The organism is Cellulomonas sp. NS3 (assembly GCF_024757985.1).
GTDB lineage: Bacteria > Actinomycetota > Actinomycetes > Actinomycetales > Cellulomonadaceae > Cellulomonas_A.
Genome location: NZ_CP103289.1, coordinates 813,900 through 837,438, shown reverse-complemented (window position 1 = coordinate 837,438; position 23,539 = coordinate 813,900). Strand labels below are relative to the sequence as shown.

General features: G+C 69.4%; 26 protein-coding genes. 19 read left to right on the top strand and 7 right to left on the bottom strand.

Annotation, left to right across the window (positions count from 1 at the left end; all coding sequences use genetic code 11):
* Positions 1-123 precede the first annotated feature (123 nt).
* Entirely contained in the window at positions 124-984 is an 861-nt protein-coding gene (locus NXY84_RS03935) for a hypothetical protein (protein ID WP_258725862.1), read from the bottom strand.
* Between the two features lie 274 nt (positions 985-1,258).
* Here NXY84_RS03935 and NXY84_RS03930 point away from each other — a divergent pair, with 274 nt between their 5' ends.
* From NXY84_RS03930 to NXY84_RS03915, 4 genes are all read left to right on the top strand, one after another.
* Positions 1,259-1,720, top strand: coding sequence for a hypothetical protein (locus NXY84_RS03930; protein WP_258725861.1), 462 nt, complete (start codon positions 1,259-1,261; stop codon positions 1,718-1,720).
* 216 nt (positions 1,721-1,936) lie between these two features.
* Complete coding sequence (locus NXY84_RS03925) at positions 1,937-2,965, top strand: suppressor of fused domain protein (RefSeq protein ID WP_258725860.1); 1,029 nt, start codon at positions 1,937-1,939, stop codon at positions 2,963-2,965.
* A gap of 179 nt (positions 2,966-3,144) precedes the next feature.
* Positions 3,145-3,528: a hypothetical protein gene (locus NXY84_RS03920; protein WP_258725859.1), complete on the top strand. Its 384-nt coding sequence runs from the start codon at positions 3,145-3,147 to the stop codon at positions 3,526-3,528.
* A 220-nt stretch (positions 3,529-3,748) separates the two neighbouring features.
* A complete protein-coding gene (locus NXY84_RS03915) occupies positions 3,749-4,120 on the top strand; it encodes a hypothetical protein (RefSeq protein WP_258725858.1) in 372 nt (123 codons plus the stop codon).
* Between the two features lie 223 nt (positions 4,121-4,343).
* On the opposite strand, the gene NXY84_RS03910 is transcribed toward NXY84_RS03915, so the two are convergent.
* Positions 4,344-4,865, bottom strand: coding sequence for a hypothetical protein (locus NXY84_RS03910; RefSeq protein WP_258725857.1), 522 nt, complete (start codon positions 4,863-4,865; stop codon positions 4,344-4,346).
* 119 nt (positions 4,866-4,984) lie between these two features.
* Positions 4,985-5,461, bottom strand: coding sequence for a hypothetical protein (locus tag NXY84_RS03905; RefSeq protein WP_258725856.1), 477 nt, complete (start codon positions 5,459-5,461; stop codon positions 4,985-4,987).
* A gap of 196 nt (positions 5,462-5,657) precedes the next feature.
* Between NXY84_RS03905 and NXY84_RS03900 the strand changes: the two genes are divergently transcribed.
* Positions 5,658-5,822 carry a hypothetical protein gene (locus NXY84_RS03900; protein ID WP_258725855.1) on the top strand — a complete coding sequence of 55 codons (165 nt, stop codon included), beginning with the start codon at positions 5,658-5,660 and terminating at the stop codon, positions 5,820-5,822.
* Between the two features lie 118 nt (positions 5,823-5,940).
* Here NXY84_RS03900 and NXY84_RS03895 read toward each other — a convergent pair whose 3' ends face one another.
* The gene (locus NXY84_RS03895) at positions 5,941-6,234 is read right to left on the bottom strand and encodes a hypothetical protein (protein WP_258723440.1); all 294 of its coding nucleotides are present in this window, start codon (positions 6,232-6,234) and stop codon (positions 5,941-5,943) included.
* A gap of 479 nt (positions 6,235-6,713) precedes the next feature.
* On the opposite strand from NXY84_RS03895, the gene NXY84_RS03890 reads away from it, so the two are divergent.
* The 5 genes from NXY84_RS03890 (at position 6,714) to NXY84_RS03870 (ending at position 9,677) form a co-directional block, all read left to right on the top strand.
* On the top strand, positions 6,714-7,391 hold the full coding sequence (locus NXY84_RS03890) for a hypothetical protein (protein ID WP_258725854.1): 678 nt from the start codon (positions 6,714-6,716) through the stop codon (positions 7,389-7,391).
* A 144-nt stretch (positions 7,392-7,535) separates the two neighbouring features.
* On the top strand, positions 7,536-8,144 hold the full coding sequence (locus NXY84_RS03885) for an ankyrin repeat domain-containing protein (RefSeq protein WP_258725853.1): 609 nt from the start codon (positions 7,536-7,538) through the stop codon (positions 8,142-8,144).
* Positions 8,145-8,290: 146 nt separating this feature from the next.
* Positions 8,291-8,551, top strand: coding sequence for a DUF7660 family protein (locus tag NXY84_RS03880; RefSeq protein ID WP_258725852.1), 261 nt, complete (start codon positions 8,291-8,293; stop codon positions 8,549-8,551).
* A gap of 186 nt (positions 8,552-8,737) precedes the next feature.
* The gene (locus NXY84_RS03875; RefSeq protein WP_258725851.1) at positions 8,738-8,971 is read left to right on the top strand and encodes a hypothetical protein; all 234 of its coding nucleotides are present in this window, start codon (positions 8,738-8,740) and stop codon (positions 8,969-8,971) included.
* Positions 8,972-9,107: 136 nt separating this feature from the next.
* Positions 9,108-9,677, top strand: a complete 570-nt coding sequence (locus tag NXY84_RS03870) for a DUF6368 family protein (protein WP_258725850.1) — start codon at positions 9,108-9,110, stop codon at positions 9,675-9,677.
* Positions 9,678-9,846: 169 nt separating this feature from the next.
* Here NXY84_RS03870 and NXY84_RS03865 read toward each other — a convergent pair whose 3' ends face one another.
* Positions 9,847-10,296, bottom strand: coding sequence for a MarR family winged helix-turn-helix transcriptional regulator (locus NXY84_RS03865; protein WP_258725849.1), 450 nt, complete (start codon positions 10,294-10,296; stop codon positions 9,847-9,849).
* 22 nt (positions 10,297-10,318) lie between these two features.
* A complete protein-coding gene (locus NXY84_RS03860; protein WP_258725848.1) occupies positions 10,319-11,386 on the bottom strand; it encodes an alkene reductase in 1,068 nt (355 codons plus the stop codon).
* Between the two features lie 911 nt (positions 11,387-12,297).
* On the opposite strand from NXY84_RS03860, the gene NXY84_RS03855 reads away from it, so the two are divergent.
* The 7 genes from NXY84_RS03855 to bglX all read left to right on the top strand — a co-directional run bounded on the left by NXY84_RS03855 (position 12,298) and on the right by bglX (position 20,339).
* Entirely contained in the window at positions 12,298-13,758 is a 1,461-nt protein-coding gene (locus NXY84_RS03855) for a glycoside-pentoside-hexuronide (GPH):cation symporter (protein ID WP_258725847.1), read from the top strand.
* 74 nt (positions 13,759-13,832) lie between these two features.
* Positions 13,833-14,471: a PadR family transcriptional regulator gene (locus NXY84_RS03850; RefSeq protein ID WP_258725846.1), complete on the top strand. Its 639-nt coding sequence runs from the start codon at positions 13,833-13,835 to the stop codon at positions 14,469-14,471.
* A gap of 53 nt (positions 14,472-14,524) precedes the next feature.
* A complete protein-coding gene (locus tag NXY84_RS03845) occupies positions 14,525-14,884 on the top strand; it encodes a YidH family protein (protein ID WP_258725845.1) in 360 nt (119 codons plus the stop codon).
* On the top strand, positions 14,881-15,210 hold the full coding sequence (locus NXY84_RS03840) for a DUF202 domain-containing protein (protein WP_258725844.1): 330 nt from the start codon (positions 14,881-14,883) through the stop codon (positions 15,208-15,210). The genes NXY84_RS03845 and NXY84_RS03840 overlap by 4 nt, the downstream gene beginning before the upstream one ends.
* Positions 15,211-15,334: 124 nt before the next feature.
* Positions 15,335-16,984 (top strand): sulfatase family protein, encoded by a 1,650-nt coding sequence (locus NXY84_RS03835; protein ID WP_258725843.1) that lies wholly within the window; start codon positions 15,335-15,337, stop codon positions 16,982-16,984.
* Positions 16,932-17,933, top strand: a complete 1,002-nt coding sequence (locus NXY84_RS03830; protein ID WP_309485052.1) for a formylglycine-generating enzyme family protein — start codon at positions 16,932-16,934, stop codon at positions 17,931-17,933. Before NXY84_RS03835 ends, NXY84_RS03830 begins: the two co-directional genes overlap by 53 nt.
* Positions 17,934-18,080: 147 nt before the next feature.
* Positions 18,081-20,339 (top strand): beta-glucosidase BglX, encoded by a 2,259-nt coding sequence (bglX, locus tag NXY84_RS03825; RefSeq protein WP_258725841.1) that lies wholly within the window; start codon positions 18,081-18,083, stop codon positions 20,337-20,339.
* A 204-nt stretch (positions 20,340-20,543) separates the two neighbouring features.
* On the opposite strand, the gene NXY84_RS03820 is transcribed toward bglX, so the two are convergent.
* Positions 20,544-21,146: a TetR/AcrR family transcriptional regulator gene (locus tag NXY84_RS03820; protein WP_258725840.1), complete on the bottom strand. Its 603-nt coding sequence runs from the start codon at positions 21,144-21,146 to the stop codon at positions 20,544-20,546.
* A gap of 127 nt (positions 21,147-21,273) precedes the next feature.
* Between NXY84_RS03820 and NXY84_RS03815 the strand changes: the two genes are divergently transcribed.
* Positions 21,274-22,746 carry a DHA2 family efflux MFS transporter permease subunit gene (locus NXY84_RS03815; protein WP_258725839.1) on the top strand — a complete coding sequence of 491 codons (1,473 nt, stop codon included), beginning with the start codon at positions 21,274-21,276 and terminating at the stop codon, positions 22,744-22,746.
* Positions 22,743-23,528: an SDR family oxidoreductase gene (locus tag NXY84_RS03810; RefSeq protein WP_258725838.1), complete on the top strand. Its 786-nt coding sequence runs from the start codon at positions 22,743-22,745 to the stop codon at positions 23,526-23,528. Before NXY84_RS03815 ends, NXY84_RS03810 begins: the two co-directional genes overlap by 4 nt.
* Positions 23,529-23,539 lie beyond the last annotated feature (11 nt).

Below are 23,539 nucleotides of genomic sequence, written 5' to 3'. Positions count from 1 at the left end.
GACCGGGTGTGTCGCGTGGCCGCCGGTCCGTGGCCAGTACCGAGCGGAACCGGCCGGTCGCTGGTGGTTGTCGCGGTCCAACAAGACCACGCCGCGACCGACTGGCCAGGGCACCGCGAGGGCTCAGACCCGGCCGAAGTATGTGGTTCGGACTGCGGGTCGGCGCTGCGCCGCGGATTCCGGCTCGGGGTAGCGCGAGGTGTCGCCCTTGGGGGCATCGACGTCGGGCAGCCGCGGCCACAACGCAGGGCGCACGAGAGAGGAGTCGGGCGCCGGGTCGTCGACGCGCAAGGCGACGATCTCGCCAGGGTCTCTGAGAAGTCCGATGTAGGGATGGAAGGTGACGGCGTCCTTAGCGACCCAGCGGATGCTCGCCGCGCTTCGTTCGAAGCCTCGCTGTGTGCTGAAGGCCAGGTGCGGTGCGGTGCGGCTGAGCAGCGCCCCGTTGGACGTCGACCGGATCTCCAGGGTGACCGACCCGTATCCGTCGTCGAGGAGGTCGAAGACCGCCCGTGCGATGTACTGCCGCCCGCGGCTCGTCTTCCCGGGGCTGGCCCACGTCCAGGACAGGTCGTGGCCCTCCACGTGAGCGCGCAGCTGATCCAGCGCTGCTGCGCTCCAGCCACGGTGCGGTGCGAGCTCACGCAGGACTCCGTCGACCACGTCGAGGACGAACATGGCCCGCTCCTGCGCGGTCAACGCAGCAACGCCGGGGGGCATATCGATCCGCGCGCCATCGCCGTCGGCCGCCGTGAAGACCACGACGGATGCGTCGGCCTCGCCGGGTTCGGCGAGGGTCCCCGAGCCGATCTGTAGCTCACGGCGCCGAGCCGGCAGCCCGGCGGCGGCCAGCCCCTCGGTGTACCGCTCACACACGCGCCGAGCGGTCCGGGCAAACATGTCGCCGTCCAGCGTTGCGGTCCACAGCTTGTCGGGCCATCCGATGGGCGGCCAGACATAGATACGCGACAGCGTCGGCACCACCACACCTCCATCTGCTTGAGCGCCGCGTCGGCGCCACCGATCGCCGTCCGACACAGGTAGCCCATGTGGCGCGGCCTGTCAGCGAACCCCCACCGGCCGAAACTCACGGCCGGCGCGCGCCCTCACCGAGAGAACGGCACATCCGATCACAAGATCCGGGCACCTCGAGGCACGGGCAGGGCGTACATGCATTCAAACGTTCGTTTAGGTGCACCTCGGCACGGGGGTCCGCGGGGTCGACGTGAGAACGGCAGGGCTGAGCCAGAATCGTCGAGTGACAGATCCTCTCCAGGTCGCGGCGTGGCGGTTCGCCCTCGGCTTTCAACCGGTCGAGCAGCTACCGGCTCTCGCCACGGATGCGCTGCTTCGAGGACTGGACTCGCCTGCCCTACGCGAGCTCGCGGGCGAACGAGCCAGCGCTGTCCACGAGTGCCGCGAGTTGTTCTGTGCCGTGCTCGACGAGCTCGACCTCGCAGTGACCGAGCATGAGGCACTGTGGAGCCTCACCCGGTGGACTGCCGAGCAGATCGTCGCCGGAGGCCTGAGCCCTTACGAAGGGGCGGCCTGGATCTGGCGAGAGGCTTGGCGCGAGCTCGAGCACGTCGTCGACCTGACGGCGTTCGTCGCACTCGCCGACCAGTGGGAGGAACTCCCCTCACACCGCGCCGAGACCAACGCGGACATCGTCGCGGAGGCGCGCGCACTCCTTGAGCGCACCGCGACCCCCACCCCGTAGCGCCGATCTTGAGCGCCAGCTAGCCGGGGTACATGCACTCAAACGATCGTTTGAGTGCACCCGAGCTCGTGGCAGGGGGCCGCTTCACCTCGTGGTGGCGCTCCGCAGGCCTCGGCTCAGGGAATGCTGGGGTGCGTGACTGATGAGGCTGGCGCCCCGGGCGTCGACGTTGCGCTGCGTGCGGTGTACGGGCACACGGAGCCGGACTTCCGCTGGGTGACCGAGCACCGCTGGCAGGACGGGGGCCCCGATCCGTTGGATGAGGTGCTCGTCTACACCCGGACCGAACCTGTGCCGCACTGGCACTACGTCGCAGTCGGTTTGACCTCGACCGCGGTCGGCTCGTCAGATGCTCGCCATGTCCTCGACGATCCCGAGGACGGTCGCGGTTGGACCTTCGAACTCACGGCCCGCTTGGCCCGCACCGACAGCCCCGAGCACGAACACCCCCCGGTGTTCATGGCGAACCTGCTGCAGAATCTCACGCGCTACGTCGTGGAGACGTTCAACCCGTTCGGGCCCGGCCACACCATGGACCTGTACGGCCCGATCCAGCAGGGCTCGAGCACACCCGTCGGACACGTCCTGTTCATGGAGGACCCCGAGCTCGGACGCGGCCCTCGCGGGGACACCCGCGAGGCCGGCGCGGACGCGATCGACTTTCTGCAGGTGGTCGGCCTGACTGCCGACGAGGCTGCCGCGAAGAAGACCTGGACCGACACCGGGTTCGCTGCGCTCTACGAGCGGTACTACCCGCTCCTGGTGACTCGGCTCGACCGGGACTCGATCCTCACCGACCCGCGCGCGGTCGCTGCTGTCGAGGCCGGCCGCGCCACAGACGGGTCCTCCCTCGGAGGACTGGTTGTCGAGCGGCTCACCGTCACACAGCCCGGTCGCCTCGCACGGTTCCGACGGCGAGCACCCCTGACCGTCACCCTCGGCGCCGACGTGGTGGACACCCTGCGCGTCGCCCTCCCCCTGCGCATCGGCGCCGGCGACGACTTCTCCCTCGAGAGCGAGCACGCCCGCGTGACGTTCTCACCCGAGACGCACGTGGACCCGCACGAGCACGAACCGGGTCACTGGGTCATCGGCCTGACCCTCCAACAGGCCCACGCCGTAGCCGCGCAGCTGCTCCCCCGCGCCGGCACCTACCGAGTGGCCGAGCTGCCCACCGTCGACTTCCTCGTCGAGCGCACCACCGTCCGCGACCACGACGACACGCCACTCCGCACCATCGGCTGAGCGTTACATGCACCTAAACGTTCGTTTAGGTGCAGGTGTCGACCTCTCACGTCGAGGCCCGCAGGGCAAGGGATCGGCAGACTGGCGTGGTGACAGTTGAACGGCCGTACCCCACGAGCGGCTACCTGGTGCACGCGGCGTCGGGCGTCCGACGGTATGAGGGGCAGAGCCTGCCGATCGTGGAACGGGATCTGCCGGAGTCGTTCACCACGCTGGCCGAGGACGAGCAGGACCGGCGGATCGACCTGGCCTTGTCGGTCGTCTGGTGCTGGGCCGCAGAGGAAGGCGCCGACCGCATGCGGGTCGAGGTCATGCCGAGCGACGCAGACCTTGCTCGGCGGGTCGGCCTCGAGGCGAGCGGTGGGCGCGGTCTGTGCTTCGTCGGTCCGTTCAGCGTGTCGGCAGGCATCGAGCTCTTGGCGGCGAACCCCGAGCGGGTGTGGGTGTGGGCCGGAGACCGGCCCCTGGTGTTCGTGTACGAGACCTGGGACACGGTCGTCGTCCAGCTCCCCGAAGCGCAGGTCGGACGATTCTCAGCCCAGCTCACAGCCGCCCTCTCGTAGGCAGCCGAACGGCCCGACGACACGGCCATCCGGCTGCTGCAGCGCAGCCCGACCGCGTACATGTACTCAAATGATCGTTTAGGTGCACCGAGCGACGAGCGGAACTCCACGGCGCGGCATCAATTCGCTCAGGCTGAGAGCCCCGCGCACCGATGATGTGGTGTGCCGCCCTCCCCTCACTCGGCTGCCCTCGAGGCATGAGCTACGCAGCAGTGACGCGTTGAGCTTCAACAACTCAGCCAGGCGAGCGCTAGATACGTCCCTCCCGCTCAACGTCCGGGTCCAGAGCCTGCACTCCTGCATCGGCGAGTTCAGCCCGTTCGGCTTCGCCGACACACGCAGCCGGCTCCGGAGCATGCTGAACGTCAGCGACACCGGCTGGACCGCCGAGCAGGTCGTCCAGGCCGGCGACCTTCTTCTAGACGCAAGAAGGTCCTGGCTCACCGCCCTCGCAGAGCATCGCCAAGTCTGGAAGGACGCCGAGCGCCTCGGTCACCGCCCACCCGGCCTCCCGCGGCGGGTCGACTTCCACGAGTGGCTGTCGACATTCCTCACCACAGAGCAAGGAAGCCCCTGGTCGCGTCCTCTCTGAGGCCAGTGGCTACTGCGCACGCTCGCTGGGGCAAACGTCCTTTGCGTGACGCTCATCCAGGTGCTGACCGCAGTTCTCCGCCCCAGGCGGCGCGATCGGGCTCGGCCTCGTGGGCGCCTGGGTCATCGAGCGACACAGGTCCTGCCCCTAGCTCGACGAGACCAGGAGTACATGCACTAAAACCTTCGTTTAAGTACGGGGTCGCGTAAGCGGACGCAGACGTTCAGGCGCTGTGCATGAGGAGCGCGCGCTGTAGGTCACCGATCGCCGCGAGGGACTGCTGCTCGTCGAAGCGGAACGGCCCGAAACCCGCGTAGTCCCGGTCGCGGCGGTGCGGGTTGCGGAACGCGGCCCACTCCACGACCCCGTCAGCTCGGGTGGCGATCATCTCCCCCGGCCAGCAGCCGGACTCGCAGCAGCCGTCGCAGGCCAGGAGCCGCACGCGTGTGTTCCTGGAGCGGCCGAAGCGCCACCGCCGGCCACGGCTCGTGGTGTCGGCCGGGTCTCCAAGGAAGTGGCGGGCCAGCTCCACCGCGTCCACACCACCGTGGGCGAACACTCGAGGGGACTCGCCGGCCACGGCCGTCCCGTCGTACCCACCAGCGGGAGCCATGCCGTGGTCCAGCTCGAACCGCTCGACGAGATCGGACAGGTGCACGCCGTCGATCAGCGGCGACACGATCACCCAGCCGCGGGGGTCGTCCTCGACCTCGACGACGAAGCTGAGCTCGGAGGTCGGGACCATCTCCACAGTCTCGCCGACGTCACGTGCACGCGGACGCCGGCCACCCCGCGAAAGTACATGCACCTGAACAATCGTTTGAGTACACCCGCGGGGAGCGGTGGAGCGGGTCCTGGTGGCTCTCATCGGTCCTTCCACCTGGGGCCCTTTCGGCGCGGTCGGCGGATCGCGACGTGCTCGAGGTGCGGCATCCACCGCAAGAGGATGCGGTGCGCAGTTCCGCCGAGACGCCCGTCGGGCACGCTGACCCACGCGAGCGCGGCGGCGAACTGCTCGTCCCGGCCGGCCAGCGCGTCGATCTGGGGGGCGAGGTCGTCGCCGTGGTGGAACAGCAGCACCTGCAGCGGCCCCATGCAGACAGCCCCGAGTCCGTCCTCGTCCGGCGCGGTGTGCGCGAGCACCCGCGCCAACTCGAGCGCCACAGGCTCGCCCGCATTCATGAGCATGAAGACGTCCGTGGATGCCTCCCGGACGGCCACCACGTCCGGATCGTCAGACGCCTCGAACTGCAACCAGTCCTCGCGACCAGCGGACCAGATCACTCGGTAGGCCCACCACCTGCTCGCAAGGTCGTCGAGCGGCTCTGTCGGCTCGGTCATCGCGTCAGTCTGAGGCCTGCACCGTGCCCGGAGTGGCCTCAGCGCCCTCGCCGCTCCGCCCCCGCTTTACGGCCGCTCCGTACACGCACTTAAACGTTCGTTTAAGTGCACCCCCTCGCACGCGCCGAGCTGGCGACACCATGATCGGCACGACTTACGCACCGCAGCGAAGGGGCGTGACCGCAAGGTGAACAAGTTGAGCGGACAGTCATTCGCGCGCTACGTCGTGGTGGCGCTCTGTCTCGTCGTCCTGGGCGGCACGATGCTCGTCGCGAGAGACGAGTCTCGGTGGTGGGTGGTGATCGTTCTCGGCGTGCTGGTACTCATCGGCTCGACGGCACGGCGGCTGCTCGGGAGGTGACCGTGGCGCCGGATAGCCCGCTCCGCGCCGACGCGTACATGTACCCAAACGTTCGTTTAGGTACACCCCCAAGGCGCTGTGGGATCCGCATCCATCTCACGAGCGTGACCGCAGGCGCTTATCGCCGAGCGTTGAGGAACGCGTGCACGGCTTCTACAGTGCGCCGCTCGAGGCTCTCCTCGTCTTCGTCGTCGTAGTACTCGACCGTGTCGAACACGTCGTCGAGCTCGACGAAGACCTGACAGCTGCCGTCGCCGTCGTGACCGATGCTGCGGTGGGCCCAGTCGCAGAGATCCCGGGCGCTCAGTTCACCTCGTTCGAACCGACGAGCCATGACGGCCATCGCGCCCGCGTCAGGACTGACGGTCAGGACATTCGCCAGGCCCAGCTCCTGCAGCGTCTGCTCGATCATCGGCGCTAGGTCGAACCGTGAGCGGGCGGGTGACTCCCCAGCGAGTTCGCAGAGCGTCGGCGAGTCCAGCTCCGCCAGGAGGCACTCGACAGCCGCGTCGATGACCTCGGCAGTGTTCCCGTGGTGCAGACGCCAGAGGCTCACTGCGTCTGTGAACGTCGTCGTGGCCTCGCTGCGTGTCCGACCCAACATGGACCGAAACCTACCCAGGTTCGCCGATCGGCCAAGCCGCCCGCGGAGAGGCGGCGCGCGAGGTGCCGAGACCTGGGCGTCGAGTCACCGCGGCGGTCGAAGACCGCGCTCGAGCGGCTGAACCGCCGAGCCGCACGCGCGGCCTGGCTCACCCACCGACCGCTCCCGCCCGTAGGGCGCGTCCCCTGCACCAGGCCAGCGCGGCCTCTAGGGCCCATCGCGCTCGTCCACAGGAGTACATGTACTCAAACGATCGTTTGAGTACGCCTGGGTGCGAGGCTGTCGGCATGCTGTGCGAGCGCGAGGTGCCGACGCCGCTGGGACCCGTCCGGGTGTCGCTTACCGTGGACACCGGCGCTGAGGCTGTGCACACCGAGACGGTCGTGCTCCCGTCGGGTGCCGAGGTCGTGCGGTGGTGGACGGGCTCGCGCCTGGAGGTGCGGTGCCTCGTCGTCCAGTACGACGAGGTGTGGAACACGTTCGGCGTGTTCACCGCGGAGGCGTGCTGGGGTGTGGCGTGGTCGGTGCTGACCGAACGCGAGACCTCATCGGTCACCGTGTGCGGACGCACGCCGCCCGGGTACACCGCGGGCACGAACTGGGGAGAGGACCTGGCCGCGGTCGAGGTGGAGTCCCCCGAGTGGACTTTGCACATCGGAGGGCCCGACGACCTGCTCCTCCCCGCCCTCGTGGAGTCGCAGGACGCCCCGGCCTCCTGGCGGGGCAGGCTCAGTGACGAGACCGTGACCGACGGCCCCGACGGGCTGATCTGGTCTTACCCTCCGCTGCAGGCCCGCGAAGTGATGACCACGCATATCGCGATCGCCTGGGCACCGACCAGCGTCGCGGAGCCCGTGACGACATGGCTTGCGGTCGACACCGACCCGAAGCACCTCCTCGACTACGCCGGCCTGACCTCGACCGCGCCCACCCGTCGAGGATGGCGCCACGTGCCGCGACCCTGACCTCAGCCACGAGGCGCCAAGTACATGCACTCAAACGTTCGTTTAGGTACGCCGACCCTGCGGGTGCGGGAACTGCACAAGTCGCTTTACTGCCAGAGGCGCAGCACCCGCCGTGCCCGACCCCGGCGGTGTCACGATGGCGGTGTGTCTCTCGAGCAGCAGGTGGACCAGGACGAGCAGGAGTTCCTCGCGGGCCTGCCGCCGTTGGTGCACGCCGCAGCGACGGGCGACGTAGAACTCGTCCGCTCGCTGCTGTCGCAGGGCGCCGACGTCGCCGAGACCGACGAGGAGGGCTGGAGTGCGCTGCACGCCGCAGCCTCCCGGCGGCACCCCGAGGTCGTCGAGGTGCTGCTGGCGGCGGGGGCAGACCCCCAGGCGGCGACGCTCGACGGCTTCACCGTGCTCCTGAACGCCGCCGGCCCCGGCGACGCGCGCAGCGTCGCCGCGCTGCTGAATGCCGGTGCGAACGTCCGTGCCCAGAGCCACCGCCTCGGGTGGACCCCGCTGTCCCGCGCGGCCGACAACGGCAACCTGCCCGTGCTGGAGCTGCTACTCGCCGCCGGAGCGGACCCGCACGAGGACGAGCCGCTCGTCGCGGCAGCCGAAGCAGGGTCTCTCGCATGCGTGCGCGCGCTCCTCGCCGCAGGCGCCGATCCAACAGTCCGCACGGACGGCAGCACGCCAGCGGAGCTCGCCCTGCTCCACGGACACACCGACGTCGCCAACCACCTTGACGGGCTTGCGGACGTCTGACCACCGGCTCAGGCCGCGTACATGCACTTGAGCGATCGTTTAGGTACAGGGCGCGCGTCCGACGAAGCGGCGTACGTCACAAGACACCGCGTCACGAGATGACCGAGGCGGGATCTGGCGGACTCGCAGCGAGCGAAGATGACGCTATGGACTGGCCGGACGCGCGACTGAACACCATCGAGACCCGAGAAGACCTCGTCCGCCATCTAGAGCAGATGGCTATCGACGTGCGGCGGTCTCGTCATCGGTTCGAGCACCTCCGGACCGACGACTACGTCAGCGCCGCTGGCGCGTGGACGAGAGGCATGGACGGCTTCTTCCGAAACGTGATGGAGGGCCCCGTGCCGGCGCAGCCCACCTGGTCCATGGTGGCCGCGATCTTCTCGGCAGCCCTCGTCTACGAGTGACGCCGGCCCGTTCGGAACGGGTCTGATCAGCGAACGTCACCGGCGCCGAGCCTGCGTGCATGTACTCAAACCTTCGTATAAGTGCACCCGCTGAGGGCATGAGCCTGTCAACTCGAGTGGCGCCTGAGCGGGTCGCCGCCCTCACGGGCACCGGTCTGCGACGCTCCAGGTGTGCTGAGAGTGCGCGTGACGAATGACGACCGACAAGCCCGAGTCGTGAACGTCGAGCCGTATGGCGACAGCCCGTCGCTGGAGCCGACTGATTCATTGACCGTCGAGGTCGCGGCCGGCCCAGATGTGCTCATCGAGCTGGCACTGTCGCCGGGCCACGTCGGGGAAGTGTTGTGGATGGCGGTGGATGGCGGTGTCGTAGCCGCCTCTGACCTGAAGGTCAACGGTCGTACGATCTGGCCAGCCTGAGTCGAGAGCACGCGTCGGAGGCGGCAGTACATGCACGCAAACGATCGTTTAGGTGCGCCGTGGCGAGGCATGGTTGACGCCTGTCGGAGGCTGCAGCACCCAGAAGCGTCGCCTAGGTCGTGCGTAGGCTGCGCCAATGAGTGGTCCGGACGCGTCGGTTGAGCTGCGGCGTGCGATGTCGCGCGATGAGCTGTGGGACCTGGTGGCAACAGCGTGCAGGTATCTGAGCCGCTCAGCGGAGCCGGTGCACGCATCCACCTCCGAGGGGCAAGGTGTGGCTCGTGTTGTGCTCGATTCGCAGCACGACCTCGATGTCATCCTCGAGCCCCCTAAGCACACCGAGATGACGGGGTCAGTCGACAACTTCGCCGCGGTCGCCGGCTATGCGCCAGAGACATCTGTGGTGCTGATCGCGTACACCCGTGACGTCACGGCCGGGCGGACCATGATGCGGCTGTGCGCCGAGCTCGCCCGGCGTGCAGACAATGCGCTCGTCGACCTCGGAGGACTTATCTTCCCTCCCAACGCACCCTCTGACCGGGCCAGGGGGCTGGCCACGTCGCGCGCCTACGTCGCCGGGCACCCAGGCCTCGTCCTCGAGAAGCCCTACGAAGTTGACCCCGGGCTGTACTGGTACACGCACGTCGTCTCAGCCGACTTCATCGACGCCTGGGTCCTCGACGAGCACTTCCTCCCCGTGGTGTGACCCGGCGCACTGTACGGGTGCACGAGTCGCCGGCCTCCCGCGGCGAACGACTCCTCACGGAGCCGCGAGCACAACGCACGTACATGTACTCGAACGATCGTTTGCGTGCATGTACTGCCCGGGTCGCTGGTGGACCAGCGACGTCGCGGTCATTTCGATGGCCGAGCAGTCAGGCTTGGGAGTCGGGCACGACGACACGCACGAGAGTCGCGAGCTCTGGGACGCCTTCGGCCTGCTCCAGTGCATGCTGCAGGGCCTTGTCGTGGCTAGGTCGTGCCTGCTCCAGGAGGGCGTGACCGGCGGGGGTCAGCTCGGTGTAGATGCCCCGACGGTCATCGACACACAGGAACCGGGTGATCAGGTCGCGTTCTTCCAGGCGGGTCACCAGGCGGGTCGTAGCACTGCGGGACAGGGCCGTGGCGCGAGCGACCTGGGCCATGCGCAGGTGATGCTCACCGACCTGCCGACTGAGCACGTCCAGCAAGGTGTACTCCACCACCGACAGCTGCACCGACTGCTGCAGCGCGGCTTCCAGCTCGGTGGCGATCAGGTCGTGGAAGAGCGCCAGCGTGCGCCAGCCCTGGGCCCGGACCTCAGTGTCGTCGTCGGAGAAGGCCATGAGCCGACCGTACCTGCCGCGGTCAGTGGGCCAGGGACGGGTAGTCGGTGTAGCCGACGGCGAGGTCCACCCCGGGCTGGGGGTAGAAGGTGCGGAGGTTCTGCTCGTTCCACGGCTGACCGGCCGCGATGCGCTCGGCCAGGTCGGGGGTGGCGATGTAGTCGCGCCCGAAGGCCACCGCATCGGCGACACCCGCTTCGATCAACCGGGCACCGCCGGCGTGGTCCATCTCCTCGTTGGCGATGACCGGACCGCCGAAGCGCTTCCGCATGTGCGCCAGCTGGCTGTCTGCGGCTTCGATCTCGCGGACGAACAAGAACGCCACTCCGCGGGCGCCTAGCTGCTCGGCCACGTAGCCGAACAGCTCGCGCGGATCGCTGTCGCCCATGTCGTGCTCCTCCCCGCGTGGGCGCAGGTGCACACCCACCCGGTCCACGCCCCACACACCGGCGACCGCATCGGTGATCTCCAGCAGGAAGCGGGCCCGGTTCTCGACGCTGCCGCCGTAGTGGTCGGTGCGGTGGTTGGTGCTGTCCTGCAGGAACTGGTCGATGAGGTAACCGTTGGCCGCGTGCAGCTCCACGCCGTCGAAACCGGCCGTCTTGGCGTTGAGCGCGCCGCGCCGGAAGTCTTCGACGATGCCGGCGACCTCGTCGGTCTCCAGCGCCCGCGGCCGCGTGTAGGCGCGCTTGGGACGCAGCACACTCACCCGGCCGGCGGGAGTGACGGCACTAGGCGCGACCGGCAACTCACCGCCCAGCAGCTCCGGGTCGGAGATGCGCCCGACGTGCCACAGCTGCAGCATCATGCGCCCGCCACGCTCGTGCACGGCGCGGGTCACCCGCTGCCACCCCTCGGTCTGCTCAGACGACCAGATGCCGGGGGTGCCCGGGTAACCCACACCCTGGGGGCTGACCGACGTCGCTTCGCTGATGATGAGGCCAGCCCCGGCTCGCTGGGCGTAGTAACCCGCCATCAGCTCGGTCGGCACGCGTCCTTCCCCGGCCCGCCGACGGGTCAACGGCGCCATGATCACGCGGTTGGGCAGCGCTAGCGCGCCCAGGGTGAGCGGCTTCATCAGGACAGTCATCCGGCAGAACTCCAAGCGTGGAAGACACAAGGCTGGTTGCATACGCTTCATAACGTCACCACGAATATGCCGCGCCGTCAACAACGTGCGGGCCTCGCCGGCCACCACCACCGCCCGGACGCGGAGGACACCGGCTTCGAGGTATGACGTTGCTGGCTGATGGGCCTCGACGCCGTGGCGCCGAAGCACTCCGTGTCCACATGGGGCTTGGGCCCTTCCGCGTCTCCTGCGGGCACGCCTACCTGGCTGGCCACCATCACCGCGGCCCGCGCGCTCTCGTCGAGGAGCTCCTCGACCCATCACTGTCGGCCATCGTGCTCACCTATCCCCTCCCCCTGCATGGGCTCACCGCGGGGTGCGCCGTCCGTGATCTGACCTACCGTTCATGCGCCGGACCGCCGTGGTCGAAGATCAGGGCGGTGTGCGCGGCCTCACGGGCCGGCTCGAGGGTGTTCGGGAGCGAGACCCCCCGTGGGTGCATGTACTCAAACGATCGTTTTGAGTACACCCCGGTCGGCGTGGGAAGTGCCCCCCCCCCCCCCCCCCCGTCGAGCGGCTCCAAACGATGACGCAGGGCTATGCCGTCCGCCCTCGGCCCCGCCGGATGCATGCCTTGGTGCTCACCCACGATGCGGCACCGCGCTTGCGACGGGGACCGTCGGTCGAGGATCCGGATTAGAAGTTCACAGTTGTAGTTCGGTGTGACACGACGTGCTGACCTGCATCGCTTGTGCTAGTTCACAAGTGGAACTGATTGCCCTCTTGTGAACTCGACCAAACCGGGCCTATGGTCCTGAGCATCTAGTCCACTGATGGGCTACGTCGGGCCATCCACCCCCACCTCCGCTCTCCCCCTCCGCGCGCCGCTGTTGCCGTGCCGCGCTTCGCACGAAGCACCGAGGAGCCTTCCTATGGCAAGTCTGAAGAGCTTGGAGAACCCGTCGTTCAAGACGGTTCTGGGGTACGGAGCCGGTGACTTCGGCTTCAACCTGGCCTTCTCCCTGGCTGCGACGTTCCTGCTGTACTACTACACGGACGTGGCCGGCATCCCTGCCGCCGCAGTCGGGACGATGTTCCTCATCGTCCGGTTGTGGGACGGGTTCGCGGACCTGATCGCTGGACGCGCGGTGGACCGCACGATGACCCGCTGGGGCAAGTTCCGGCCGTACATCATGTTCGGTGCACTGCCCTTGATGACGCTGAGCGTCATCACCTTCTACGTGCCGCCGGGTCTCGAACCCGACACCAAGCTGCTGTACGCGTACATCACGTACGCCGCACTGGGTTTCGTCTACTCGCTGGTCAACATCGCCTACGGCTCGCTGGCCTCGGCGGTGACCCAGTCGGTGAACGGTCGAGCCAAGCTGGTCGCTTCACGGGCGTTCGGTGCCGCGATCGGCGGGATCATCCTGACGTACGTCGTGGGTACGCTGATCAACCGGCTGAAGGCGCAGAAGGCCGCGGTCGAGACCGCGGAGCAACTGCTGGCCTACCAGGCCGATGTGCAGACGATGTTCACCCAGGTGACGTTGGCGTTCGTCGTGATCGGGACCGCGGCCTTCTGGTTTACCGCGTGGGCGTGCCGCGAGCAGGTGGTCCGGCTCCAGCCGAGCATCAGCATCCGCGAGACCTTCGACACCCTCAAGGTCAACAAGCCGCTGGCCTACCTGTGCGGGTCGAGCCTGTTCTACATGACCGGTCTGTTCGCGGTCAGCGGCGCCACCGCCTTCTACGCCGCGTACGTGCTCGACAACATCGCTCTGGTCGGCCTGATCGTCCTGGTCAACTCGGGGATCTCCCTGCTGATTACGCCGTTCATCCCGGCGATCATCCGCAAGCTCGGCAAGAAGACGGTCTACCAGTACTGCGGGATGTTTACCGTCGTCGGCGGTGTAGGGCTGTTCTTCGCGCCCGCCGACATGCTGTGGCTGGTGCTCCTCACTCTGGCGATCAAGGGTGTCGGCGCGAGCCTGATCAACACCGTCATGTTCGGCCTGGAGGCCGACACGGTGGAGTACGGCGAGTGGAAGACGGGCAAGCGCAGCGAGGGCTCGACGTACGCGATCTTCGCCTTCTCGCGCAAGCTGTGCCAGTCCATCGGCGGCGCCCTGGGCGCGTGGGCGCTGGCCGCCGGCGGCTACCTCGCCGCCACCGCAGCCGACCCGAACCCGGTCCAGCCGGCCAGCGCGATCATCGCGATCAAGGTCGTCATGGGCCTGATCCCCGCGGGCGCTGCCGTCATCGCGATGCTCGTCTTCATCCGCTACCCGCTCACGGACGACAAGTTCCGTCAGATCCGCGACGAGACCGAGGCGCGCAAGGCCGTCGCGCTGGAGGCCGAGGCGAAGACCGAGCCGATCGTGCCCGTCTGATCCTGCCTTCGCCTTCGCGCGGCGCTCTGCACCACGCGACATGCTGTCGGAATGACCCACCGGAGGGACCTCGCATGATCAACCGACTCGACGTCATCGTCCTGGGGCTGCTGCGCGCGCGACCGCGCACCGGGTACGACGTCCGCAAGTGGCTCGGTACCTATGGGCGAACCATCGGCTACACCGCCGTCCCCTCCCAGATCTACCGCCAGCTCGCACGACTCGAGGAGCGAGGGTGGGCCGAGAGCGTCACGGACCCGCGCTCCTCGGGTCCCGACGGGAGGCTGTACAGCATCACCGACGCCGGCCGCGACACCTTCCATGAGTGGGCGACATCGGAGTACGAGCCGGTCCCGCGCCCGATGGACCCGGAGTTCCAGGTGCGCATGTTCTTCACCCAGCACCTGGGACCGGAGGCGCTGCTCCGCCTGGTCCGCACCGAGCTGAGCTACCGGCGGGCCCAGCACCAGCACCCGTCGCCCTACGACCCCACGATCCTCGCCGAGGACGCGGGTGCGGACGAGACCGCCTGGGCCGAGGAGGTGTATCTCCTGGCCTCAGAACGGGGCCGGCTCCTGGCCTCCGTGCTCATCACGTGGCTCGAGCTCACCGAGGCCCGCCTGGACCGCCTGGCTGCATCGGCCCGCGCTGCTCGCCCGGGGCGCGGTGACCGGACACGCGACGACGCCGATGCGGCCGATCGCACGAGCTGAGTCCTCACGCCATGCACGCATCAGGAGGACACCATGTCGAGAGCCCGCGACTCATGACGCGCCGCTTCCCCCGGTGGGTCTACGAGACCGGTTCGGAACCTGACCCACGGTTCACGCTGGCGAACGAGCGCACGTTCCTCGCCTGGATCCGCACCGCCCTCGCCCTCGTCGCGGCCGGCGTCGCGCTCGAGGCGCTCGCCCTGCCGATGCAGCCAGACCTGCGTCGCGCAGCGGCCACCCTGCTCCTTCTTCTGGGGCTCGCCGTGCCGATCCTGGCGTGGGTCAGCTGGGGGACCGTCGAGCGAGCACTGCGCCAGAGTGAACCGCTGCCGGGCTCCAAGGTCGCCCTGCCGGTTGCCGTCGGGATCTCGGCGGTGGCCGCCGCACTCACGCTCGGCGTGGTGCTGCGATGACGTCCCCGCGACTGTTCGACCCGGGCCTGCAGCCCGAACGCACAGCTCTCGCGTGGCGTCGCACCGTTCTGGCCATCGCCGTGGGAGCGGCCGTCGCACTCCGCGTGCTGCCGCCCACGCTCGGCCCGTGGTCCCTCACCCTGGGGATCGCCGGTCTGGCGTCCGCGGCCGTGATGTGGACGCTCGCCGGGCGCCGCGCCCGACGCGTCAGCACCAGCCTGCGGCTCGGAACGCACCCGCTACCAGACGCGGCCCTGCTCCTGCAGCTCGCCCTGACCACCAGCGCCGGCGCCGGCGCCGGGCTCCTCCTCATCGCACTGCGCTGAGCATCGTCCGCTACGGACCCCCACCGACCACCGGCCCCGCGGCACCGCACCTCCGCCGGGCGCCCCTCCCGGCCAGGGCCGCCCCCTCGGCTTTCATCTCCCGCTCTCGACCGAAGGACCGACCATGAAGATCATCTACGTCGACGTCGACTCCCTGCGCCCGGACCACACAGGGGCCTACGGGTACCCCCGCGACATCACACCGAACCTGGACGCCATGGCGCAGGACAGCGTGGTGTTCGAGAGCTACTACTGCTCGGACTCCCCCTGCCTGCCCTCCCGCACGGCCCTGACCAGCGGGCAGTTCGGCATCACCAACGGAGTGGTCGGCCACTTCGGGCTCGACGCGCGCTACCGCCTCGACGCAGGCCACGGACCGGCCTACGACCGGCCCCTGCTCGGCCAGATCCTCGGCCAGAACGGGTGCCTGACCTCGTCGGTCTCCTCCTTCGCCGAGCGGCACCGCGCCCACTTCTTCCTCGGCAACTTCCGCGAGAGCGTGCGCTCGACCCCCGAGGTCGGCGACGAGCCCGCCGACGCCGTCACCGACGCCGCGATCGACTGGATCAGCCGTCACACCGACACCGACGACTGGTACCTGCACCTGACCTACTGGGACCCCCACACCGACTACCTCCAGGCGCCCGAGTGGACCGACGCCGCAGCCGCCGCCGGACCTGCACCCGCCTGGCCGGACCAGGACGCCATCGACGCTCACGCCGAGATCTACGGTCCTCGGTCCGCCCTCGACCTGCACTACAGCGTCCGCCCGCAGACCTCCCGCGTGCCGTACAACATGCCCGAGGAGATCCGCACCCGCGCGGACTTCGAGAAGCTCATCAACGGGTACGACGGCGGGATCCACTTCTGGGACACCGAGTTCGGCCGCCTGCGGCGCGCCATCGCCGACCTCGGCCTCGCCGACGACGTCGCGATCATCGTCAGCTCCGACCACGGCGAGTCCTTCGGCGAGCTCGGGCTCTACGCCGAGCACGGGCTGGCCAGCGAGCCGGTCCACCACCTGCCGCTCATCATCTTCTGGCCCGGCATCACCGACCGCCAGCTCGAGCACCGGCGCAACGACGCCCTGCTGTACAACATCGACCTGGCCCCGACCATCCTCGACCTGCTCGACATCGACGTCCCCAGCCGCTGGCAAGGCACCTCGTTCGCGCCGGCGCTGCACGGGCAGGCCATCCCCTCCCGCGACTACCTCGTGTGGGGCCACGGCGCCCACACCTACCAGCGGGCCGTGCGCACCCGCGACCACCTGTACATCAAGACCCTGCACCCCGGCTCGTTCCGCGCCGAGTGGGAGTCGCTGTACGACGTCACCAACGACCCGTACCTCACCCACGACCTCAAGGACACCCAGCCCCAGCTGCTCGACGCCATGCGTGGACGGCTCAGCGAGTGGTGGCACCACTACGCGGGCACCCCGGGTGCACTCCCGGACCCAATGCAGCAGTCCCTGCAGGTGGGGCCCCGGCTGTACAACGACCCGGAGGATTACATGGCCCACCTGCGCGCCACCGGCCGCTCGCACCTCGCCGACGACCTGAACCGCCGCCTGCATCCCGACAACGCCGCGAGCCCCGTCTCCTGGCACGCACAGAACCAGCCGCACACCCCCGAGGAGAAGGAGAGGTTCATCGCGATGATCGAGGCGAGCCGCTCGGCGTCCACGGACCAGCCGGCGGCCGAGAAGGCAGAGCGGGCCGGTGTCCCCGAGCTCGTCGACGACGCCGAGGCAGTGGCGGCCAGCCGTGAGTAGCCCGTGCTGCGGTCCCGGCAGCCGCGGAGAGCACGCGGCGACCGTCCCCGCGCGCCCCCCGGTCACGCCGGGTCCGTTCACCGGTCACCCGGAGCACGAGGATGTCGGGATCCCGGGCGGGACGTTCACGATGGGTGACCCGTTCGGGGAGGGCTTCCCCACCGACGGTGAGCACCTGCTCCACGACGTCACGGTCAGCCCGTTCCGGATGGACACCACGACCGTCACGGCCGAGCAGTTCGCCGCGTTCGTCGCCGACACCGGGCACCGCACCGACGCCGAGACGTACGGCTCGTCCGCGGTGTTCCACCTGCACAAGCACCCGAGCGCCGTCGTGCGCGGCGCTGCTCCACGAGCCACCTGGTGGCTCGACGTCGTGGGAGCCGACTGGGCACACCCCGCCGGACCCGGCTCCAACTGGCAGGACACCCCCGACCATCCGGTCGTCCACGTCTCTCACGACGACGCGCGCGCGTACGCACGCTGGGCAGGTCGACGCCTACCCACCGAGGCCGAGTGGGAGTACGGCGCACGCGGCGGCCATGCCGGACGCCGCTTCCCCTGGGGGGACGACCTCCTCGGGCCCAGCGGGGAGCACCTGTGCAACATCTGGCAGGGCCAGTTCCCGACACACGACACCGCCGAGGACGGATACACCGGAACCTGTCCCGTCCGCAGCTACCCGCCCAACGACTTCGCGCTGTACGAGATGTCAGGCAACGTCTGGGAATGGTGCGCCGACTGGTTCCTGCCCCGGTACTACACCTCCTCCCCCGGCAACGACCCCCAGGGCCCCACCATCGGACGCGGCCGAGTCACCCGCGGCGGATCCTTCCTCTGCCACGACTCGTACTGCACCCGATACCGGGTCGCCGCTCGCACCGGGAACAGCCCCGACTCCTCCAGCAGCAACTGCGGCTTCCGCACAGCCGCTCTGCCAACGGCCTGACGCGGCCAGCGGCCCGAGTCGGGACGCTCAGGCCGCTGCTCCTGCGGGTTGCTGGCAACACAAGCATCTACGGGGCGGTGGTGATCGTGCCCATCACCACGTCCGTTGACCGCGGCTCGCCCACTCCCCTCTCCTGGAAGGACCGACATGACCGTCACCCAGAACCCCCGTGGCCTCGATGACCCGGCGATCCGCGCCCGCGTCGAGGAGCTCCTCGTCGACATGACGCTCGCGGAGAAGGCCGGCCAGCTCACCCAGTACTTCAAGTTCAACCTCCCCGAGGGCGAAGGCACCGTCGGCGACATGCCGCAGAAGCGCGGCGAGGTGGAGGACGCCCTGGAACGCGGCGAAGCCGGGTCCCTGCTCTTCGTCACCGACCCGGCCGAGACCAACCGCCTGCAGCGGCTCACCGTCGAGGGCAGCCGCCAGGGCATCCCGGCGCTGTTCGGGTTCGACGTCATCCACGGGCTGCGCACCATCCTGCCCGTGCCCATCGCGCTGGCCGCGTCCTGGGACCCCGAGACGATCGAGCGCGGCCAGGCCGTCGCCGCCCGCGAGGCACGCGCCGTCGGCATCCACTGGACGTTCGCGCCGATGGTCGACATCGCCCGCGACCCCCGCTGGGGCCGCATCGTCGAGGGCGCCGGCGAGGACCCCTACCTCGGCTCTGCCGTCGCCGCCGCGCAGGTCCGCGGCTTCCAGGGCGACCAGCTCGGCACCCCCGAGCGCGTCGTCGCCGGCCCCAAGCACTTCGCCGGGTACGGCGCCGCGATCGGCGGGCGGGACTACGACGAGGTCGACCTGTCCGACCAGCAGCTCTGGAACATCTACCTTCCCCCGTTCAAGGCCGCGATCGACGCCGGGGCCGGCAACATCATGACCGCGTACATGCCGCTCAACGGCGTGCCCGCCACCGGCAACCGGTGGCTGCTCACCGAGGTGCTGCGCAACCAGTGGGGCTTCAACGGCTTCCTAGTCAGCGACGCCAACGCCGTGCGCAACCTCGTCACCCACGGCTTCGCCTCCGACCTCACCGACGCTGCGGCCCGCGCCGCCGACGCTGGCCTGGACCTCGAGATGGCGATCAGCGACCCCGCGTACGCCCACTTGCCCGAGGCCGTCGAGTCCGGTGCCGTCAGCATCGAGGCCGTGGACGCCTGCGTCCGGCGGATCCTCGAGGTCAAGCTCCGCCTCGGCCTGTTCGACGACCCGTACGTCGACGAAGACCACGCCCGCACCGTGCTCGCCGACCCCGCGCACCGCCAGGTTGCCCGCGAGGCCGCCCAGCGCTCCGCCGTCCTGCTGCGCAACGAGGGCACCCTCCTGCCGCTGAACGCCGAGCAGCTGCGCAGCGTCGCAGTCCTCGGCCCGCTCGCCGACTCCAAGCGCGACACCCTCGGCCCTTGGGTCTTCGACTACAACCTCGACGAGACCGTGACCGTCCTCGCCGGGCTCCGCGACCGGCTCGGCGACCAGGCCGAGGTCCGCTACGCCCCCGGCGTGCGCCCCGCGCAGCGCACCTTCCCCTCCATGTTCGAGATGTTTCCCGGCAACGCCAACCCCGACCCCGAGGGGTTCGACGACGACGCCGAGCTGCAGCGCGCCGTCGAGCTCGCCCGCACCAGCGACGTCGCCGTCCTCGTCCTCGGCGAGTGGCACGGCATGATCGGCGAGGCCGCCTCGCGGTCCTCCCTCGAGCTCCCAGGCCGCCAGCTCGAGCTGCTCCACGCGGTCTCCGCGACCGGCACGCCCGTCGTGCTGCTCGTCATGAACGGTCGCCCGCTCGACCTGCGGTGGGCCGCCAAGAACGTCCCAGCAATCCTCGACATCTGGTACCCCGGCACCCAAGGCGGCGCCGCGGTCGCCGACCTCCTGCTCGGCGACGTCGCACCCGGCGGCAAACTGCCCTTCACCTGGCCGCGGACCGTCGGCCAGGTCCCGATGATCTACTCCCACACCACCTCGTTCGAACCCCAAAACCAGGGCAAGCGGTACTGGGACGAGGAGAGCACCCCCCTGTTCCCGTTCGGACACGGGCTCAGCTACGGGACGTTCACCTACTCCGACCTCACGCTGAGCCGGGAGACGGTGTCCCGCGACGGGCACCTCACCGCATCCATCACCGTCACCAACACCGGCGACCGGGCCGGCGACGAGGTCGCCCAGCTTTACATCCACCAACGCCACGGCGCCGCTGCACGCCCCGTGCGCGAGCTCAAGGGCTTCCAGCGCCTCCACATTGGCGCCGGCGAAGCCCGGACCGTCCAGTTCGAGATCGGACCCGACGAACTGCGCTACTGGAACGCCGCCGCCCGCGACTTCATCGTCGACGCCACCACCTTCGACGTCGGCATCGGCAGCGACTCCACCGTGCAGCTCACCGCCACGTTCGCCACCACCGCCTGACCCACACACCCACACCCCCGCGCACCGGTCGATGCGGGGGTGTGACGCGCCGTCGGCCAACGCGAACTCGACCCGATCCAACGACCTCCGAGTCCGTCGGCGCGGCGCGCCTCGGTACATGTACCGAAACCTTCGTTTAAGTACACCGCGCAGTGATCTGTCACGTGGCCCTCTGCGCAGCATCGCCCCCGACCGGCGTGCTGGCTACGACTGCGGTGCGCTTGGGGTGGGGGTCTGCCATCCCGTCCGCTGAAGGGCGGACAGGGCCTGGGCCGAGGAATCGTCAGCAAGAGCGGCGCCACGCACCCATGCGGTGGCCAGCACGCTCAGGACCAGATCGCGACTGCGCACCCATGGCCGGGCGCTGCCGTCCTGTTGCGCCGCGGCGAGGAACTCCCCAGTCGCGGTGAGGAAGTGCTCGCAGCTCATCGCCAGCGGGGACGACTTCTCCGACAACGCGACCCGCAGGGGATCGGGCAGTCCGTCGAAGGCCGTGACGTACTCGCTGAGCGCCTCGAGCCAGAGCTCGAGAGCCACGCCGGGGTTGCTCTGCTCGCGGCGGATGCTGTCACGGCGGGCGAACAGCTCGTCGTAGCGGGCCTGCAGCAGAGCGGCTAGGAGCGCTTCGCGGTTCGGGAAGTGCCGGTAGAGCGTGCCGGGCCCGACGCCGGCTCGCTTGGCGATGGCATCCAGAGAACCGCCGACGCCCTGTTCGCCGAAGAAGTCCTCGGCGACTTCGAGGATGTGCGTGCGGTTGCGCTGCTTGTCCGCGCGCGTCCTGGTCGAAGCGCCTGCTGCAGTAGTCACGGTCACATCCCTCTCGTCGACGAAACGGAGACTACCTCCTTGACGAAACGGAGGCACCCTCCTTAGGCTCGCGGAGGCGAAACGGAGATGCCCTCCGTCCATCTTCGACGATCTCGAGGCCTCGTACATGAGCCAGACACTCGACCCGACCCTGGTCGTGTCCCCGCTGGGCGCACCGAAGGAGCGCCTGGCCCGTGACGAGGTCGTCGTCATCGCCGTCCTGGCCCTGGGCGCCTTCGTCATGGTCCTCAGCGAGCTGGTGATGGGTGTCGCTCTGCCGCAGGTCATGGACGACCTGGCGGTCAGCGCGGCCGTCGGGCAGTGGTTGACGACCGCCTACGCCCTCACCATGGCCGTCGTCATCCCGGCGACGGGCTTCCTGATGCAGCGCTTCGCGATGCGCCCGTTGTTCATCGTCACGATGGCCTTGTTCGCCCTGGGAACGGCGATCGCGGCTGTGGCCCCGACCTTCGAGGTGCTGCTGGTCGGGCGCGTCACCCAGGCGGTCGGCACCGCGATCTTGCTGCCGCTGCTCACCACGACGGCGTTCCGCCTGGCGCCGCAGGGGCGGCGCGGGCAGATGATGGCGGTGACCACGGCCGTCCCGGCTGTCGCGGGAGCGATCAGTCCGGCCGTCTCGGGGATCGTCGTCGCGCAGCTGAACTGGCGGTGGAACTTCCTGCTCGTCCTGCCGCTGGCCGTGCTGGCCTTGGTGATCGGTGGCTGGAAGATGCGCAACATCACGACGCCCGCGCCGGTCCGGATCGACCTCGCTTCGTTGGTTCTTGCCGCGATCGGCTTCGGTGCCGTGCTCTACGGGCTGTCGACGGTGGCAGAGGCCCACGGCGGGCCCGCACGGACGGTCGCCCTGAGCGCCCTGCTGGTCGGTGTGCTGGGGATCGGGGCCTTCGTGTTGCGCCAGCAGCGACTGCAGCGCCGGGACGCGGCGCTGCTGGACATGAGGGTCTTCAAGCACCGCAACTTCAGTCTGTCCACGTGCATCTTCCTGCTGCTGGTGATGACCGCGTTCGGCGTCAATGTCGTGCTCCCCCTGCTGCTGCAGGAGGCCCTGGGCCTGGGCGCGTTCGAGACCGGGCTGCTCCTGATCCCCGGGGGCGCGGCGATTGCGATCACCGCGGCTGCGGTCGGCCGGTTCTACGAGCAGGCCGGACCTCGCACACTCATCACCTTCGGCGCGGTCCTGGCTACCGCTGCCTGGTGGGTGCTCAGCACCGCGACCACCGACACCCCCATCGCGGCCATCTTGGCCCTGCACTTGCTGATCAGCATCGGTATGGCGTTCATGTGGACCCCGCTGTTCACCCTGGCCATGGGCTCTCTGCCGGAGAGCCTGTATACGCACGGCAGCGCCGTGCTGAACACCCTCCAGCAGCTCGGTGGGGCCGCCGGCATCGCGGTGCTGATCGCCGTGCTGACCCTGTTCAGCGACCCGCAGGCCGCTGGATCGGCGGACGCAGTCTCCCTGGAGGGCATGCGGGCCACGTGCATCGCCGCCGGCGTGCTCACCCTGGCCGGCGCGGCCGCAGCGCTGTTCCTGCCCCGCCGGGCTGTCGTCACCGGAGCACGAGGAGAGGCATGACCAGGACAACGGTGATCACCGGGGCCGCGTCCGGGATCGGGAAGGCGACCGCAGCGCGTCTGCGCGCGGAGGGGCAGCGGGTCATCGGAGTCGACCTGCGAGGCTCCGACGTCGCTGCAGACCTCAGCACGGACGAGGGACGCGCAACCCTGGTCGAGCAGGTCTCGGCGGCGAGCGGCGGTCATGTCGATGCCGTCATCGCCGTAGCCGGTCTCGTCGCGCCCAGCCCGGTGACCCTCAGCGTCAACTACTTCGGCGCCACGGCCGCAGTCGAGGGGCTCCATCACCTGCTCGCCCGGTCCGCGGCCCCGCGGGCCGTGGTGGTCTCCTCGATCGCCGCCATCCAGGAGACGGACGACGCACTGTTCGAGCGTCTGATGGCGGGCGACGAGCCCGGAGCACGCCGGGAAGCTGAGCGGATCGGCACGACGCTCAACGCGTCGGGGGGCAGCCCCATCTACACGACGTCGAAGTACGCCCTGGCCCGCTGGGTCCGTGCCCAGGCCCCGACCGCGCACTGGGCCGGTGCGGGCATAGCACTCAACGCCGTCGCCCCCGGCGTCACCGCCACCCCGATGACCGTCCCGGTCCTGGCCACGGCAGAGGGCCGCGCCACGCTCGATGCAGGTGCGCCGTCACCGCTGAACGGACCGGCCGCACCGCCGGAGGCTCCGGCCGCGCTGCTGGCCTGGCTGGCCAGCGCGGAGAACACCCACGTCACCGGGCAGGTCATCTTCATCGATGGTGGCGCCGAGAGCATCCACCGACCCGACTCCATCTGAGAACGATGTCC